The organism is Actinosynnema sp. NPDC004786 (genome assembly GCF_053601135.1).
On record NZ_JBSGBG010000039.1, the window covers coordinates 1 to 16,609 of the forward strand.

Below are 16,609 nucleotides of genomic sequence, written 5' to 3' on the forward strand. Positions count from 1 at the left end.
CCGCGCCGCTGTTCCACGACGTGGCGTCCTACCTGGCGCAGCGCTACCAACTCCCGATGTCCGCCGAACAATCCCCCGTCGTGCCGCTGGAGCGCGGGTGGTCAGCCGCGCACCACCTTGCCCGCCTTCAGGCACGAGGTGCACACGTTCAGCCGCTGCCGCGTCGAAGAGGACACCTTCGCGCGCACGGTCTGGATGTTCGGGTTCCACCGGCGGTTGGTGCGCCGGTGGGAGTGCGAGACCGACTTGCCGAAGCCCGGCCCCTTGCCACAGACGTCGCACACGGCAGCCACGTCAGCCACTCCTTAAGGTTTCTTCAGCGGTACTCACGCCCCGGCGGGCGCGCAAGCGTGCACAAGCCTCAGCCGGGCATGGCAACCCAGTCAGGGTAGCCGGTCGGCCGTTCGGCCACCAAACCGGGTCGAATACCCTCGCCGGCATGCAGGCTCTCGATGCGGTCGCGGTGCGCCAGTGGGCGGACGCGTGCGTTCGGTCCCTGGACGCCAACCGGGAGGACCTGGACCGCATCAACGTGTTCCCGGTGCCCGACGGCGACACCGGGACGAACCTGCTCCAGACCATGCGCTCCGCCCTGGACGCCCTGCTCAGGACACCCGTGGACACGGTCGGTGCGGCGTTGGCGGCGCTCGCGCGCGGCGCGCTGGCCGGCGCCCGCGGCAACTCCGGCGTGATCCTCTCGCAGGTGCTGCGCGGGCTCGCCGAGGCCGCGCAGGGCGCGTCCACGGCGACCGGCTCGTCGCTGCGGCGGGCGCTGTGGCGGGCCGACGAGCTGGCCACCGCCGCCGTGTCCGCGCCCGTGCCCGGCACGGTGCTGTCCGTGCTGCACGCGGCGGCCGAGGCGGCCCGCGACTGCGCGTCCGACGACCTGGACGAGGTGGTGACGGTCGCGGCGAAGGCCGGCGCGGAGGCGTTGGCGGACACGCCGCGGCACCTGGCCGTGCTGGCGCGGGCCGGCGTGGTGGACGCGGGCGGGCGCGGGCTCGTCGTGCTGCTGGACGCGTTGGCGGCGGTGATCACCGGACGGCCCGTCGAGGAGCCGCCGGTCGCGGCCACGGTGCCGCGCGAGCCGCTGACCACCGCGCGCGAGGCCGGGTCGGCCGAGTACGAGTACGAGGTCATGTACCTGCTGGACGGCTCGCCGGACGTGACCGCGCTCAAGGACGAGCTGACGGCCATCGGCGACTGCGTGTCCGTGGTCGGCGACGGCGCCGACCTGTGGACCGTGCACGTGCACTGCAACGACATCGGCGCGGCCGTCGAGGCGGGCATCCGGGCCGGCCGGCCCCACCGCATCACGGTGGCCCGGTTCGCCGACCAGATCGCCGCCCAGGCGCCCCGGTTCGTGCGCGACCGGGCCATCGTCGTGCTGGTCGAGGGCGAGGGCGCGGCCGAGCTGTTCCGGTCCGAGGGCGCGGTGGTGTTCGAGCCCGGCGACGAGGTGACGGCGGCCGACCTGCTGGCCGTGGTGGTGAGCACCCGAGCCCGGCACGTGACCGTGCTGCCCGGCGACCCGACCTGGCGCGAACCGCTGGACGACGCCGTCGCGCAGGCCGTCGCCGCCGGGCAGGACGTCGTGGTCGTGCCGACGTTCTCCCCGGTGCAGGCGCTGGCCGCGCTGGCCGTGCACTCGCCGTCCCGCCGCGCCGGCGACGACGTGGTGGCCATGGCCGAGGCCGCCGCGGCCACCCGGCGGGGCGAGGTCGCGGTGTCCGACCGGGAGGCCATCACCTGGGTCGGCCGGTGCCGCCCCGGCGACCTGCTCGGCATGGTGGACGGCGAGGTCGTGCTGATCGCGCCGGAGCCCGCCGACGTCGGCGACCTCGCGTGCCGCCTGGTCGACCGGATGCTTGCCAGCGGCGGCGAGCTGGTCACCGTGCTGCTGGGCCGGGCCGCCCCGGACGGGCTCGACCGGGTGCTGGAGGATCACCTCCGCGTCGCGCACCCGGAGGTCGAGCTGGCCGCCTACCCGGGCGGGCAGCGCGACGCGCTGCTGGTTGTCGGTGTCGAGTAGTTGAATAGGCCGGGATGACGACCTTCGACGAGAAGCTGGTGTCGGTGCTCGGCAAGAAGAGCGCCGACGCGCTGGAGGCCGGTCTCGGCCTGACCACCGTCGGCGAGCTGCTGCGCCACTACCCGCGCCGCTACGACGAGCGCGGCAAGCTCACCGTGATCGCCGGGCTGGAGCTGGGCGAGCACGTCACCGTGCAGGCGCGGGTCAAGAGCGCGCGGCAGCGGCGGATGAAGTCGCGCAGCGGGGAGCTGCTGGAGGCCGTGATCACCGACGGCACCAGCGACCTGCACCTGGTGTTCTTCGGGCGCGGCTCGCGCAAGGTCGAGCGGGAGCTGCTGCCGGGGCGCGAGGCGATGTTCGCGGGCAAGGTCGGCATGTTCAACGGCAAGTTGCAGCTCGCGCACCCCGACTACCAGGTGCTCGACGGCGCGGACGGCGCGGTGGCGGACTTCGCGGGCGCGTTGATCCCGGTCTACCCCGCGGCGCAGGGCATCCAGTCGTGGAACGTCTCCAACTGCGTCGAGCAGGTGCTGGCGGTGTGGGACGGGGTGACCGACGACCCGCTGCCGGAGTCGCTGCGGGCCGAGCGCGGGCTGATCGGGCTGGAGAAGGCGCTGCGGGACATCCACCGGCCGGACGGCTGGGCCGCGATCACCGTGGCGCAGCAGCGGCTGAAGTGGGACGAGGCGCTGGCCGTGCAGCTGGCCCTGGCGCAGCGCCGCCGCTCGACCACCGCCCGCCCCGCGCCCGCGTGCCCGCCGAAGCCGGGCCTGGTGCGCGACGCGTTCGACGCGCGCCTGCCGTTCGAGCTGACCGCGGGGCAGCGCGAGGTCGGCGAGCAGATCGCCCGCGACCTGTCCGGCGAGCACCCGATGAACCGGCTGCTCCAGGGGGAAGTCGGGTCGGGCAAGACGATGGTCGCCCTGCGGGCGATGTTGCAGGTCGTGGACGCCGGTCGGCAGGCCGCGATGCTCGCGCCGACCGAGGTGCTGGCCGCGCAGCACGCGCGGTCGTTGCGGGAGTTGCTGGGCGACCTCGGGCAGGCCGGCGAGCTGGGCGGCGCGGAGCACGCGACGCGGGTGACGCTGCTGACCGGGTCGATGGGCGCGGCGGCGCGGAAGCGGGCGTTGTTGGAGATCGTGTCCGGCGAGGCCGGGATCGTGGTCGGCACGCACGCGCTGATCCAGGACAAGGTGGAGTTCGCCGACCTGGGCCTGGTCGTGGTGGACGAGCAGCACCGGTTCGGCGTGGAGCAGCGGGCCGCGCTCAGCGGGCGCGCCGGCGGGTCCACGCCGCACGTGCTGGTGATGACCGCTACACCCATCCCGCGCACGGTGGCGATGACGGTGTACGGCGACCTGGAGGTGTCCGCGCTGCGCGAGCTGCCCCGGGGGCGTTCGCCGATCAGCACGTCCGTGGTGCCGGTGGCGTCCAAGCCGGGCTGGCTGGACCGCGCGTGGCAGCGCATCCACGAGGAGGTCGGCAAGGGCCACCAGGTGTACGTGGTGTGCCCGCGCATCGGCGACGGCGACGCGGAGGACGACGGGGAGGCGCCGCCGAAGGAGGGCTCGGGCAAGGACGACCGCAGGCCGCCGGTGGCGGTGGTGGACGTGGCGAACAAGCTGGCCGAGGGCCCGCTGCGGGGCTTGCGGATCGACATCCTGCACGGCCGGATGGCGCCCGAGGACAAGGACGCCGTGATGCGCGCGTTCGCGGCGAACGAGGTGCAGGTGCTCGTGGCCACGACCGTGGTCGAGGTCGGCGTGAACGTGCCCAACGCCACCGTCATGGTGATCATGGACGCGGACCGGTTCGGCGTGAGCCAGCTGCACCAGCTCCGCGGCCGCGTCGGCCGGGGCAGCGCGCCGGGGCTGTGCCTGCTCGTGACGGAGGTGCCGGACGGCACGTCCACCATGGAGCGGCTGCGGGCCGTGGAGTCCACTCTGGACGGCTTCGAGCTGGCCCAGCTCGACCTGGAGCTGCGGCGCGAGGGCGACATCCTCGGCGCGGCCCAGTCGGGCAAGCGGTCGGGGTTGAAGATGCTGTCGCTGCTGCGCGACGAGGACGTGATCGCCGAGGCGCGCGTGGTCGCGCAGGAGGTCGTGGAGTCCGACCCGGACCTGACCGCCAACCCGGGGCTGGCCGGGCTGGTGGCGGGCCTGCTGGACGACGAGCGGGCGGAGTACCTGGAGAAGGCGTGACGGGGCGGCCGCGGCGGTCCGGTTACCCTGACTCGTGCGCCGATTCCTGCTCGCCCTGGTTCCGCTGGCGCTGGTCGCCTGCACGGCCGCGCCGGCCGGCGACCCGGCCCCGACCACGTCCTCGCTGCCCAAGGGCGACCTGGCGGTGCTCGCCGAGCGCATCGGGCAGCGGCGGGCCGAGTTGGCGACGGCGACGTTCCGGACCGAGGGGTTCGCCTCGGACGGGCAGGCCACCGAGGTGCGCAACGTCGCGGCCGGCGCGCTGCGGCAGGACGCCGACGGGGTGACCGCGGCCATGACGATGGACGTCTCGACCGGCGGGCAGCCGAAGAAGATCGCGCTGGTGGTGGTCCGCGACGGCACGTACGTGCAGGTCGAGGGCGCGCCGATGCCCGCGGGCAAGAAGTGGGGCTACTACCCGGCGGCGAGCGGTGGCGAGGTGGCCGCGCTGCTGCGCGGGTTCGGGCCGAGCGCCACGGTCGGCGCGGAGCTGGACTACGTGCAGCCCCGCGCGGCGTTGATCGTCGGCAAGGCGTCCGAGCAGGTGGACGGCGTGCCGACGACCCGGTTCGACCTGGTGGTGGACCCGTTGAAGATGGCGAAGGTCATCGAGGACCAGGACATCCAGCTCCAGCACACCCAGCTCGCCCAGTACGGGGTGACGATCGCGGCGTCGGTGTGGGTGGACGGCACGAGCGCGCCGGTGCGGGCCGAGTACCGGTTCGAGCTGGACGGCAAGGTCGTCAAGCAGTCCACGACCCGGTTCTCGGGATGGGGCGAACCGGTCGAGGTGGCCGTGCCGGACCAGGCCGAGGTGGTGCCCGCCGACCAGCTGCCCCAGTGAGCCCGCGCGCCCGGGTTTCGCCCCGGTGAGCCGCGTGGCCCGGGTCTTGCCCCGGTGAGCCGCGTGGCCCGGGTCTTGCCCCGGTGAGCCGCGTGGCCCTGGGTTACCTGGCCCGGCCGCCCTTGGGGACCGGGAGCTGGGCGGTGGGCTGCTCGGACGGGTCCACGTCCTTCGGCTTGGCCGACGGCTTGCCGGTCGAGGGCTTGGCCGCCTCCGGCTTGGCGGTTGCCTCCGGCTTGGCGGTCGCGGGCGGGGTGGGCTTGGCGGTTGCCGGCTTGGTGGGTGCGTCCCCGTCCGCAGGGGCCGCGCCCGCAGGGGCCGCGTCCGACGACGGCGCGTCCGACGCGTCCGGAGAGGCCGCGGCGTCCTCGTCGTCCAGCGGCTTGAGCGTGGCCACCGCCGCGGACACGGCCTGCTGAGCGGCGGCGAACTGCTCGCTCAGGGCGCGGTGCACGCGGTGCAGCTCGGCCAGCTTCTCGTCCGCCGCCGTGGTCCGGCGGTCCGCCTCGGTGATCGTCCGCTCGGCCGCCGCGTTCGCCTCGCCGATGGTCTGCTCGGCCTTGGCCAGCGCCTCCGACTCCAGCTCGGCGACCTGCTTCTCGGTCTCCGCGCGCAGCTCGGCGGCCTCGGCGCGGGCGGCTTCGAGCAGCTTCGCGGCCTCCGCCTTGGCCTCGACCACGTGCACCTCGTGCTCCTTGCGGAGCTTGGTGCGCAGCTCGTCGTACTCCTTGTCGAGGTCGTCGTGGTAGCCCTTGTACTTCTGCTCCAGCTCGACCCGCTTGGCCTCCAGCTCCGCGGTCTTCGCCTCGAAGTCGGCGGTGAGCTTCTCGCGCTCGGCGCGGGCCTCGGCCATCAGCGCCTCGTGCTCGGCGCCGAGCTTCGCCCGCAGCTCCTCGATGGAGCGCTCCAGCTCGGTGCGGCGTTCCTCGTGCTGCCGCTCCAGCTCGGCCCGGCGCTCGTCGTGCTGCCGCTCCAGCTCCTTGGTCCGCTGCTGGTGGGCCGCCTCGAGCTGGCGCCGGCGCTCCTCCAGCTCGCCCATCGCGCGCTGGTGCGCCGCCTTGCCCTCCGCCGCCGCGCGCTCGGCCTCGGCGCGGGTGGCGGCGGCCTTGTCGAGCGCGTCCTTGCGGATGTCGGCGATCTCCTCCTCGGCCAACGTCATCATCACGCGCACGCGCTCGGTGACGTTGGACGCGCTGGCCGGGCTGGCGGCGAGCTTGCTCAGCTGCGACTTGACCTTGTCGAGCTCCGCCCGGGTCGAGCCGAGGAGCTTGTTCAGCTCCGCCACCTGGGCCGACGCCGCCTCCCGGGCGCGGTTCGAGTTCTTGAGGTCGAACTCGAGTCTCGTCACCCGCTCGTTCACCTGGCGCTGGTTGTACCCGCGCAGAACGACGTCGAAATGGGTGCGGGCAGCAGGCTGCCCAGTCCCTTCAGCCCCGGCCATGGGACCAACCCTACCGAGAAGTCGCCGGCCGCAGTCACCCGATGCGGCGAACGCACCGTGACCGGTCGGTGATCCACCGTGCGGGCCGGCGGGTGCGGCGGATCCGTCGAACGCCACTCCGCCGCTCGCGTGGGGGCTGCGCGGGAGCACCGCGCAAGGGAGAATCCCGGGGCGTGCACCCAGGTCACACCCGTCTTGACCGGATGAGGGAACGATCACGATGACGTCCGTCACGTGAGATGGAACTCCCGAAGGGCGGGAACCGCACGGTAGCGTGCCTTGATTCATCGAGTCCCGCCCGCGCTCGGGCGGGGCTCGCCGAGTAACCGGGAGGGAACGCCGCATGTTCCGCAAGGTTCTTGTCGCCAACCGCGGCGAGATCGCGATCCGGGCCTTTCGCGCTGCCTACGAACTGGGCGCGGGCACGGTTGCCGTCTTCCCCCACGAGGACCGCAACTCCCTGCACCGGCTGAAGGCCGACGAGTCGTACGAGATCGGCGAGCCCGGCCACCCGGTCCGGGCCTACCTGTCCGTCGAGGAGATCATCAAAGCGGCCCGCAAGGCGGGCGCGGACGCGGTCTACCCCGGCTACGGCTTCCTGTCGGAGAACCCGGAGCTGGCCAAGGCGTGCGCCGACGCGGGCATCACGTTCGTCGGCCCGCCCGCGGACGTGCTGGAGCTGACGGGCAACAAGGCCCGCGCGATCGCCGCCGCCCGCGAGGCCGGTCTCCCGGTGCTCAAGTCCAGCGAGCCGTCGAGCGACATCGACGCCCTGGTCCGGGCGGCCGAGGGCATCGAGTTCCCGGTGTTCGTCAAGGCGGTCGCGGGCGGCGGCGGTCGGGGCATGCGCCGGGTCGAGGACCCGGCCGCGCTGCGGGAGTCCCTGGAAGCGGCGTCGCGCGAGGCGGAGTCCGCGTTCGGCGACCCGACCGTGTTCCTGGAGCAGGCCGTGGTCGAGCCGCGGCACATCGAGGTGCAGATCCTCGCCGACGGCGAGGGCAACGTGATGCACCTGTTCGAGCGCGACTGCTCGGTGCAGCGCCGCCACCAGAAGGTCATCGAGATCGCGCCCGCGCCGAACCTCGCCCCGGAGCTGCGCGAGCGGATCTGCGCCGACGCCGTCCGGTTCGCCCGGCACATCGGCTACCGCAACGCGGGCACCGTCGAGTTCCTGCTCGACCCGCGCGGCAACTACGTCTTCATCGAGATGAACCCCCGCATCCAGGTCGAGCACACGGTCACCGAAGAGGTCACCGACGTGGACCTGGTGCAGTCGCAGATGCGCATCGCGAGCGGCGAGACGCTGGAGGACCTGGGCCTGAGCCAGGACACCGTGCAGCTGCGCGGCGCGGCCCTGCAGTGCCGGATCACCACCGAGGACCCGGCCAACGGGTTCCGCCCGGACACCGGCATGATCAGCGCCTACCGCTCGCCGGGCGGCTCCGGCATCCGGCTGGACGGCGGCACGACCGGCGCGGGCACGGTCATCGGGGCGCACTTCGACTCGATGCTGGTCAAGCTGACGTGCCGGGGCCGGACGTTCGCCGCCGCGGTGGCCCGCGCGCGGCGCGCGGTGGCCGAGTTCCGCATCCGCGGCGTGTCCACGAACATCCCGTTCATCCAGGCGGTGCTCGACGACCCGGACTTCTACGAGGGCCGCGTCACCACGTCGTTCATCGAGAAGCGCCCGCACCTGCTGACCGCGCGGCACTCCGCCGACCGCGGCACGCGCATGCTCACCTACCTGGCCGATGTCACGGTCAACAAGCCGAACGGCCCGCGCCCGTCCGTTGTGGACCCGAAGGTGAAGCTGCCGGCGGTGGACCTGGCCGCGGAGCCGCCCGCCGGGTCGAAGCAGCGGCTGGACGAGCTGGGCCCGGAGGGCTTCGCCCGCTGGCTGCGGGACAGCAAGGCGCTGGCGGTCACCGACACCACGTTCCGCGACGCGCACCAGTCGCTGCTGGCGACGCGCGTGCGGACCAAGGACCTGCTCGCCGTCGCGCCGCACGTGGCGCGGATGACGCCCCAGATGCTGTCGCTGGAGGCGTGGGGCGGCGCGACCTACGACGTGGCGCTGCGGTTCCTGGCCGAGGACCCGTGGGAACGGCTCGCGGCGCTGCGCGAGGCGGTGCCGAACATCACCCTCCAGATGCTGCTGCGCGGTCGGAACACGGTCGGGTACACGCCCTACCCCGAGGCCGTGACCAGCGCGTTCGTCGAGGAGGCGACGAAGACCGGCATCGACATCTTCCGGATCTTCGACGCGCTGAACGACGTCGAGCAGATGCGCCCGGCCATCGAGGCGGTGCGGGAGACCGGCACGGCGGTCGCCGAGGTGTGCCTGTGCTACACCGCCGACCTGTCGAACCCGGACGAGCGGATCTACACCCTCGACTACTACCTCAAGCTGGCCGAGCAGATCGTCGGCGCGGGCGCGCACGTGCTCGCGATCAAGGACATGGCCGGCCTGCTGCGGCCGCCGGCGGCGGCGCGCCTGGTGACGGCGTTGCGCAAGGAGTTCGACCTGCCGGTCCACCTGCACACCCACGACACGGCCGGCGGGCAGCTCGCGACGTACCTGGCGGCCATCCAGTCCGGTGTGGACGCGGTGGACGGCGCGGTGGCGTCGATGGCGGGCACCACCTCGCAGCCGCCGCTGTCGGCGATCGTGGCGGCCACCGACTACACCGACCGGGCCACGGGGCTCGACCTGCGGGCGGTGTGCGACCTGGAGCCGTACTGGGAGTCGGTGCGCAAGGTCTACGCGCCGTTCGAGTCGGGCATCCCCGGCCCGACGGGGCGGGTCTACTCGCACGAGATCCCCGGCGGTCAGCTGTCCAACCTGCGGACGCAGGCGGTCGCGCTCGGCCTCGGGCAGAAGTTCGAGGAGATCGAGGCCATGTACGCGGCGGCCGACCGGATGCTCGGCCGGCTGGTCAAGGTCACGCCGTCGTCCAAGGTGGTGGGCGACCTGGCGTTGCACCTGGTCGGCGCGGGGGTGTCGCCCGCCGACTTCGAGGCGGACCCCGGGCGCTACGACATCCCGGCGTCGGTGATCGGGTTCCTGCACGGCGAGCTGGGCGACCCGCCCGGCGGCTGGCCGGAGCCGTTCCGGAGCAAGGCGCTCCAGGGCCGGCCCGCGCCCAAGGGGATCGCGGAGCTGACCGACGAGGACGTCAAGGGCCTGGAGACCGACCGCCGGAACACGCTGAACCGGCTGCTGTTCCCCGCGCCGACGAAGGAGTTCCTCGCGCACCGGGAGGCGTACGGCGACACCAGCGTGCTCGGGAGCAAGGACTTCTTCTACGGGCTCAAGCCGGGCGAGGAGTACCAGGTCGACCTGGAGCCGGGCGTGCGGCTGCTGATCGGGCTGGAGGCGATCGGCGAGGCGGACGAGCGCGGCATCCGCACGGTGATGGCCACGTTGAACGGGCAGTTGCGGCCCATCCAGGTGCGCGACCGGTCGATCGCGGCCGAGGTGCCGGCGGCGGAGAAGGCGGACCGGGGCAACCCGGGGCACGTGGCCGCGCCGTTCGCCGGGGTCGTCACGCCGAACGTGGCGGAGGACGACGTGGTCGAGGCCGGTCAGACGATCGCGACGATCGAGGCGATGAAGATGGAGGCGTCGATCACGGCTCCGCGGTCCGGGCGGGTGACGCGGCTCGCGGTGCGTGGGGTGCAGCAGGTCGAGGGTGGGGACCTGTTGATCGTGATCGGGTGAGGTGGCTGCCGGCTGGTGGGTAGGCCGGTGGTCGCGGCCGGTTCGTGGGAGGCCGGTGGTTGCGGCCGGCTCGATTTGACATGGGGCCCTTACGGGCACCGGAGGCAGGCCAAAGCCGGGCAGGCATGGCGGGAAAAGCGTCCGCCACGCCTGCCCGGCTTCGTCCAGCCTATGGCACCCGAACCCATGTCAAATCGAGCCTCGGTGGGGTGGCTGCGGGTCCGTTGTGGTGGGGAGTGGGTTCGTTGTGGGTGGGGAGTGGGGGGCTTGTAGGTGGTTGGTTCTGTGGTGGTGGGGGCCACAGTGGTTGTTGGTTGTTCGGGGGAACCTGGTTGGTAGGGGTGGCGTTGGGGTGGCATGAAGAAGGTCTCCGCGGCGTTGTTCGCTCTCACGGTTGGGGTTGTTGCCTGGGCGGCGCGTGATGTGCCCGTGGCGTTGGGTGGCAGGCCCGGTGGGGAGCGGGTGCGGAGGTCGCCGAGGTGGCGGGAGGGGCGGTTCCACAACTCCTCGCCCACGCGGACCATGCCTGATGGGGCGGCGGGGACGTTGCGGGAGATGTTCTTCGGTGGGCAGCAGCGGCGGCCGGTGGGGGAGGTGCCGTTGGTGCGGCCGGTCGGCGGGGAGTCGGACGGGTTGCACGTGACCTGGTACGGGCACGCGTCGGCGTTGGTCGAGATCGACGGGGCGCGGGTGTTGATCGACCCCGTGTGGAGCGATCGCTGTTCACCGTCGCAAGTGGTCGGTCCGCGGCGGTTGCACCCGGTCCCGCACGCGTTGCACGAGGTCGGGCGGGTGGATGCGGTGGTGGTCTCGCACGACCACTACGACCACCTCGACCTGGCGACGGTGCGGGCGCTGGAGCGGGACACCGACGCGGTGTTCGTGGTGCCGCTCGGCATCGGGGCGCACCTGCGGCGGTGGCACGTGCCCGAGCGGCGGATCGTGGAGTTGGACTGGGACGAGTCGCACGAGGTGGCGGGGGTCACACTGGTGGCCACGGCGGCGCAGCACTTCTCCGGGCGCGGGTTCCAGCGGGACAACACGTTGTGGGCCTCCTGGGTCCTGAAGGGGCCCCGGCACCGCGTCTACTACAGCGGCGACACGGGGTACTTCGACGGGTACAAGGCGATCGGCGAGGAGCACGGGCCGTTCGACGCCTCCCTGATCCAGATCGGCGCGTACGGGCCCGGGTGGCCCGACATCCACATGACGCCGGAGGACGGGGTGGCCGCGCACCGGGACGTGCGGGGCGGCCTGCTGATCCCGGTGCACTGGGCGACCTTCAACCTGGCCTTCCACGACTGGTCCGAGCCGGTCGAGCGGGTGTGGCGGGAGGCGGAGGCGCACGAGGTGCCGCTGGCGGTGCCGCGGCCGGGCGAGCGGGTCGACGTGGCCGCGCCGCCGCCGGTCGACGGGTGGTGGCGGGCGCTCGCGGTGGGACGATGACGCGGTGACCAGGATCGTCGCGGGGGTCGCCGGCGGCCGTCGGCTGCAGGTGCCGCCCCGCGTTACCCGCCCCACCTCCGACCGCGTCCGCGAGGCGTTGTTCAGCTCGCTCGAAGCGCTCGTGGACCTCGACGGCGCGGTCGTGCTCGACCTCTACGCGGGGTCGGGGGCGTTGGGGTTCGAGGCGTTGTCGCGGGGCGCGGGCCGGGCCACGTTCGTGGAGTCGGACAAGCGGGCTGCCGAAGTCTTGAAGAACAACGCCAAGGTGGTCGCGCTGCCCGGCGCGACGGTCCTCAACCGCACCGCGGAGGCCGTGGCGGGCACGGCGGCGGACGCGCCGTGCGACGTGGTCTTCGCCGATCCGCCCTACGCGGTGACCGACGAACAGCTCAACCGGCTCCTCGCGGCGCTGGTCACGAGCGGTTGGACGAAGCCGGGGTCGCTGATCATCGTGGAGCGGGGCGCGCGCAGCCCGGAACCGGTGTGGCCAAGCGCCGTGGAATCGTTGCGCAGCAAGAAGTATGGCGACACCGCGCTGTATTGGGCGGAACACGTTGGCACCACCGGGTGATGCGGACCACGCACCTGAGTGGATGCGTCCGATCGGGTGCTACCGTCCGAAACCATGACGCGTGCCGTGTGCCCCGGCTCCTACGACCCGGCCACCAACGGACACCTGGACATCATCGGCAGAGCGGCGAAGCTCTTCGACGAGGTCGTCGTCGCCGTGCTCATCAACAAGAACAAGAAGACCCTGTTCTCGGTCGAGGAGCGGACGGAGATGCTGCGCGAGGTCACCGCGCAGTGGCCGAACGTCCGCGTCGACGCCTGGCACGGCCTGCTGGTCGACTACTGCCGCGAGAACGACATCAAGGCCATCGTCAAGGGCCTGCGCGCGGTCAGCGACTACGACTACGAGCTGCAGATGGCGCAGATGAACCACCAGCTCACCGGGGTCGAGACGCTGTTCATGCCGACGAACCCGATCTACAGCTACCTGGCCAGCTCGCTGGTCAAGGACGTGGCCACCTACGGCGGCGACGTGACCAGCCTGCTGCCGCCCAGCATCCGCGACCGGCTCAGCGCCCGGCTCGCCGAAGGCCGCTGACCGGTCACGACCGGTCGATCCCTGCCCCGCCGGTGTGTCGCCCGGTGTGGTTACCGCTCACGGGCGTGAGCGGAATCACCTCACGGATCGTGGTCGCTCCGGGATCCGGTGGTCGTTCCGCCCGACCGGCCCCTACCCGAGCCGCGCCCCGGTGAACATCACCCGGTAGTCGGACACGCCCTGCCGATCTCCCGGCGGCGGCGAGATCGGCAGGGCACACTAGGACGGGTACTGCTGTGGGCGCGAGGAGTGTGACGTGTACCGGGTGTTCGAGGCCCTCGACGAGCTGGTCACGATCGTCGAGGAAGCGCGTGGCGTGCCGATGACCTCCGGGTGCGTCGTGCCGCGCGGCGACGTGCTCGAACTCCTCGACGACGTGCGCGACGCCATCCCCGCGGAGCTGGACGACGCCCAGGACGTGCTCGACCACCGCGACGAGCTGGTCGGCAAGGCGCAGCACGACGCGGACCAGACCCTGAGCAAGGCCCGCTCCGACGCCGAGCGGATGGTCGCCGAGGCGCAGCACGAGGCCGAGCGGATGCTGTCCGAGGCCCGCGCGCGGGCCGAGCGGATGGTCGCCGAGGCCGAGGACCAGGCGCAGCGCACCGTCTCCGCGGGCAGGCAGGAGTACGAGGACCTGGTGGGCCGGGCGCACGCCGAGGCCGACCGCATGGTGCAGGCCGGCCGGGCGAACTACGAGCGCGCGATCGAGGAGGGCCGGGCGGAGCAGGCGCGCCTGGTCGACGGCACCGAGGTCGTGCAGGCCGCGCACGCCGAGGCCGCGCGCGTGCTGGAGGCCGCGCAGACGGAGGCGATCCGGCTGCGCAGCGAGTGCGACGCGTACGTGGACGGCAAGCTGGCCGACTTCGAGGACCTGCTGGCGCACACGCTGCGCAGCGTCGGGAAGGGCCGCTCGCACCTGCGCGGCCCGGCCGTCGCGAGCGCCGCCGCGCCCTTCGACTACCACGAGTGAGCGCCGTGGACCCGACCGGACGACGCCCCGACCAGCCGATTTCACGTCCACGCCCGTTGTCCCGTACCCTTGACCGGCTGGTCGTGGTAAGTCCCCGACGGCACACCGAACATCATGTCTGAGCACCGTCACGCCTCCGCGCGTCCCACAGCGACCGGGCCCTGGGTCATCGACACCAGGGACCTCGGGCGTCGTGCGGGCTCCAGCCGCGGGTTGCGCAGGACGGTGCCCGCGGAGGGCCTCGGCCTCGCGGGCGTGATCGCGGTGCCGGCGGGGGGCGTCGTCGAACTCGACCTCCTGCTGGAGTCGGTGGTCGAGGGCGTGCTCGTGACGGGCACCGCCGCGACGGTGGTCGAAGGGGAGTGCTCGCGCTGCCTGGAGCCGCTGTCGGCGGAGGTCGAGGTGGAGCTGACGGAGCTGTACGCGTACCCGGACAGCACCACCGACGAGACGACCGAAGAGGACGAGGTCAGTCGTCTGCACGACGACCTGCTCGACCTCGAACCCGTGGTGCGCGACGCCATCGTGCTGTCGCTGCCGCAGGTGCCGCTGTGCTCGCCGGACTGCCTCGGGCTGTGCGTCGACTGCGGCGGCAAGCTGGCTGAGCTCGGCCCCGACCACGGGCATGAGACGATTGACCCCCGGTGGGCCGCTCTGCAGGAGCGGTTCGGCGGGAATCGTGACAATCCAGAGGAGAACTAGTCGTGGCCGTCCCGAAGCGGAAGATGTCGCGCTCGAACACGCGCTCGCGCCGCGCTCAGTGGAAGACCGCTGCCGTGCACCTGGTGGCCTGCCAGAACCGGGCGTGCCGCCAGCCGAAGCCGCAGCACGTCGCCTGCCCGGCCTGCGGCCAGTACGACGGCCGCCAGGTCGTCCAGCCGGCCTGATCACCCTCTGGCGAAGGTAGCGGCGAATCGTGGGGGGTAGGTCGTCGCGCGGTCGGTCCGCCGACCGCGCCCCGTTGCTCGAAGCGCTCGGCGTCCCCTTGGACGCCGAGCTGCTGACGCTCGCGCTCACCCACCGCTCGTACGCGTACGAGAACGGCGGGCTGCCGCCGAACGAGCGGTTGGAGTTCCTCGGCGACGCGGTGCTCGGCCTCGTCGTGACCGACCACCTGTACCGCACGCACCCCGAGCTGCCCGAGGGGCAGCTCGCCAAGCTGCGCGCGAGCGTGGTCAACATGCACGCGCTGGCGGGTGTGGCCCGGGGGCTCGGCGACGACGGGCTGGGCGGCCACCTGCTGCTCGGTCGCGGCGAGGAGCTGACCGGGGGCAGGGACAAGGCGAGCATCCTCGCGGACGGCCTCGAAGCCGTCATCGGCGCGGTCTACCTGCAGTTCGGCATCGACACCGCGCGTCAACTCGTTCACCACCTGTTCGACCCGTTGTTGGCCGAGGCGCCACTGCGAGGTGCTGGACTGGACTGGAAGACGAGTCTCCAGGAGCTGACCGCCTCAGCCGGCCTGGGCGTCCCCGAGTACCGGGTGGACGACCAGGGCCCGGACCACCGCAAGGAGTTCACCGCCACGGTGCTCGTCGGTGGCCAGGCCCACGGGACCGGCGACGGGCGGACGAAGAAGGAAGCCGAGCAGAAGGCGGCCGAGGCCGCCTACCGCGTGCTGCACGAGCGGGTCCGCGCCGATCAGGAGACCGGCGCCTCCGACAACGGCCACGCGCCCGGCTCGGCGACCGAGGCACCACCCCAGGCTTCACCTCAGGCTTCACCTACTCAGGAAGACTGACGCCGAAATGTATGCCACGAACGTCCGGACGAACCGGCGCGCGCGCCACGCGCGTCCGTCCCGCCCGCTGAACGCCGGCCGCAACGGCGGCATCCAGGGCCTGGTCCTCGTGCGCGACACCGCCCAGGCGGGCGGCTGGATGCTCAAGCCGACCAAGCCTCAGGCAGCCGCCTACGAGATGCTGGAAGAGCTGGAGCAGGCCGAGGCCGCCGCGCGCGACGCCGAGGACTGATCACCCGCCCGTGCCCGAGCTGCCCGAGGTCGAAGTCGTCCGCCGAGGTCTGCACGAGCACGTCGCGGGGAGGACCGTCGCCGCGGTCGAGGTCCTCCACCCACGGGCGATCCGCCGCCACCTGCCCGGTGCGGCGGATTTCGCCGTGCGCCTGACCGGTCAACGCCTGGAAGCCGCGCGTCGGCGCGGCAAGTACCTGTGGGTGGACCTGTCGGGTGGTGACGCCGTGCTCGCGCACCTCGGCATGAGCGGCCAGATGCTGGTGCAGCCGGTCGGCGCGCCCGACGAGAAGCACCTGAGGGTGCGCGTCCGGTTCGACGACGGCGGTCCCGAGCTGCGGTTCGTGGACCAGCGCACGTTCGGCGGGCTGGCCCTGGCCGAGCTGGTCGAGGTCGACGGCGCCCGGCTGCCGCTGCCGGTCGCGCACATCGCGCGCGACCCGATGGACCCGGCGTTCGACCCGGACGCCGCCGTCGCGGCGCTGCGGAGGCGGCGGACCGAGGTGAAGCGCGCCCTGCTGGACCAGACGCTGGTCTCCGGGGTGGGCAACATCTACGCCGACGAGGCGCTGTGGCGGGCGCGGCTGCACGGGTTGCGCCCGGCGGACCGGTTGACCAGGGCCAAGACCGCCGAGCTGCTGGCGCACGCGACGCAGGTGATGTACGAGGCGCTGGGCGAGGGCGGCACCTCGTTCGACGCGCTCTACGTCAACGTGAACGGCCAGTCGGGCTACTTCGACCGGTCCCTGGCCGTCTACGGGCGGGAGAACGAGCCGTGCCGGCGGTGCGGGACGCCGATCAGGCGCGAGCCGTTCATGAACCGCTCGTCCTACTCGTGCCCGCGCTGCCAACCGCGTCCCAGGGGTTGACG

General features: G+C 72.8%; 15 protein-coding genes. 13 read left to right on the forward strand and 2 right to left on the reverse strand.

Annotation, left to right across the window (positions count from 1 at the left end; all coding sequences use genetic code 11):
• Positions 1-101: 101 nt before the first annotated feature.
• Complete coding sequence (gene rpmB, locus ACWEFJ_RS28875; RefSeq protein WP_073891577.1) at positions 102-293, reverse strand: 50S ribosomal protein L28; 192 nt, start codon at positions 291-293, stop codon at positions 102-104.
• Between the two features lie 146 nt (positions 294-439).
• Here rpmB and ACWEFJ_RS28880 point away from each other — a divergent pair, with 146 nt between their 5' ends.
• Genes ACWEFJ_RS28880 through ACWEFJ_RS28890 form a run of 3 tightly spaced genes read left to right on the forward strand, consistent with a single transcriptional unit; the run spans position 440 to position 5,077 of the window.
• Entirely contained in the window at positions 440-2,032 is a 1,593-nt protein-coding gene (locus ACWEFJ_RS28880; RefSeq protein ID WP_378097245.1) for a DAK2 domain-containing protein, read from the forward strand.
• Between the two features lie 14 nt (positions 2,033-2,046).
• Complete coding sequence (recG, locus tag ACWEFJ_RS28885; protein ID WP_378097242.1) at positions 2,047-4,233, forward strand: ATP-dependent DNA helicase RecG; 2,187 nt, start codon at positions 2,047-2,049, stop codon at positions 4,231-4,233.
• 34 nt (positions 4,234-4,267) lie between these two features.
• Complete coding sequence (locus tag ACWEFJ_RS28890) at positions 4,268-5,077, forward strand: hypothetical protein (RefSeq protein ID WP_449715645.1); 810 nt, start codon at positions 4,268-4,270, stop codon at positions 5,075-5,077.
• Positions 5,078-5,180: 103 nt separating this feature from the next.
• On the opposite strand, the gene ACWEFJ_RS28895 is transcribed toward ACWEFJ_RS28890, so the two are convergent.
• Complete coding sequence (locus tag ACWEFJ_RS28895) at positions 5,181-6,425, reverse strand: coiled-coil domain-containing protein (protein WP_378097236.1); 1,245 nt, start codon at positions 6,423-6,425, stop codon at positions 5,181-5,183.
• Between the two features lie 436 nt (positions 6,426-6,861).
• Between ACWEFJ_RS28895 and ACWEFJ_RS28900 the strand changes: the two genes are divergently transcribed.
• From ACWEFJ_RS28900 to mutM, 10 genes are all read left to right on the forward strand, one after another.
• A complete protein-coding gene (locus ACWEFJ_RS28900) occupies positions 6,862-10,239 on the forward strand; it encodes a pyruvate carboxylase (protein ID WP_449715646.1) in 3,378 nt (1,125 codons plus the stop codon).
• A 357-nt stretch (positions 10,240-10,596) separates the two neighbouring features.
• The gene (locus ACWEFJ_RS28905) at positions 10,597-11,685 is read left to right on the forward strand and encodes an MBL fold metallo-hydrolase (RefSeq protein WP_449715647.1); all 1,089 of its coding nucleotides are present in this window, start codon (positions 10,597-10,599) and stop codon (positions 11,683-11,685) included.
• A 4-nt stretch (positions 11,686-11,689) separates the two neighbouring features.
• Entirely contained in the window at positions 11,690-12,256 is a 567-nt protein-coding gene (gene rsmD / locus ACWEFJ_RS28910; protein ID WP_378088163.1) for a 16S rRNA (guanine(966)-N(2))-methyltransferase RsmD, read from the forward strand.
• A gap of 54 nt (positions 12,257-12,310) precedes the next feature.
• A complete protein-coding gene (coaD, locus tag ACWEFJ_RS28915) occupies positions 12,311-12,793 on the forward strand; it encodes a pantetheine-phosphate adenylyltransferase (RefSeq protein WP_378088161.1) in 483 nt (160 codons plus the stop codon).
• A 256-nt stretch (positions 12,794-13,049) separates the two neighbouring features.
• Entirely contained in the window at positions 13,050-13,766 is a 717-nt protein-coding gene (locus ACWEFJ_RS28920) for a DivIVA domain-containing protein (RefSeq protein ID WP_378088160.1), read from the forward strand.
• A 114-nt stretch (positions 13,767-13,880) separates the two neighbouring features.
• Positions 13,881-14,468, forward strand: coding sequence for a YceD family protein (locus tag ACWEFJ_RS28925; RefSeq protein WP_378088158.1), 588 nt, complete (start codon positions 13,881-13,883; stop codon positions 14,466-14,468).
• 2 nt (positions 14,469-14,470) lie between these two features.
• On the forward strand, positions 14,471-14,653 hold the full coding sequence (rpmF, locus tag ACWEFJ_RS28930) for a 50S ribosomal protein L32 (RefSeq protein WP_033431492.1): 183 nt from the start codon (positions 14,471-14,473) through the stop codon (positions 14,651-14,653).
• Positions 14,654-14,682: 29 nt separating this feature from the next.
• The gene (gene rnc / locus ACWEFJ_RS28935; protein WP_449715648.1) at positions 14,683-15,507 is read left to right on the forward strand and encodes a ribonuclease III; all 825 of its coding nucleotides are present in this window, start codon (positions 14,683-14,685) and stop codon (positions 15,505-15,507) included.
• A gap of 7 nt (positions 15,508-15,514) precedes the next feature.
• Complete coding sequence (locus tag ACWEFJ_RS28940; protein ID WP_378088153.1) at positions 15,515-15,739, forward strand: hypothetical protein; 225 nt, start codon at positions 15,515-15,517, stop codon at positions 15,737-15,739.
• 10 nt (positions 15,740-15,749) lie between these two features.
• The gene (gene mutM, locus ACWEFJ_RS28945) at positions 15,750-16,607 is read left to right on the forward strand and encodes a bifunctional DNA-formamidopyrimidine glycosylase/DNA-(apurinic or apyrimidinic site) lyase (protein WP_378088151.1); all 858 of its coding nucleotides are present in this window, start codon (positions 15,750-15,752) and stop codon (positions 16,605-16,607) included.
• Positions 16,608-16,609 lie beyond the last annotated feature (2 nt).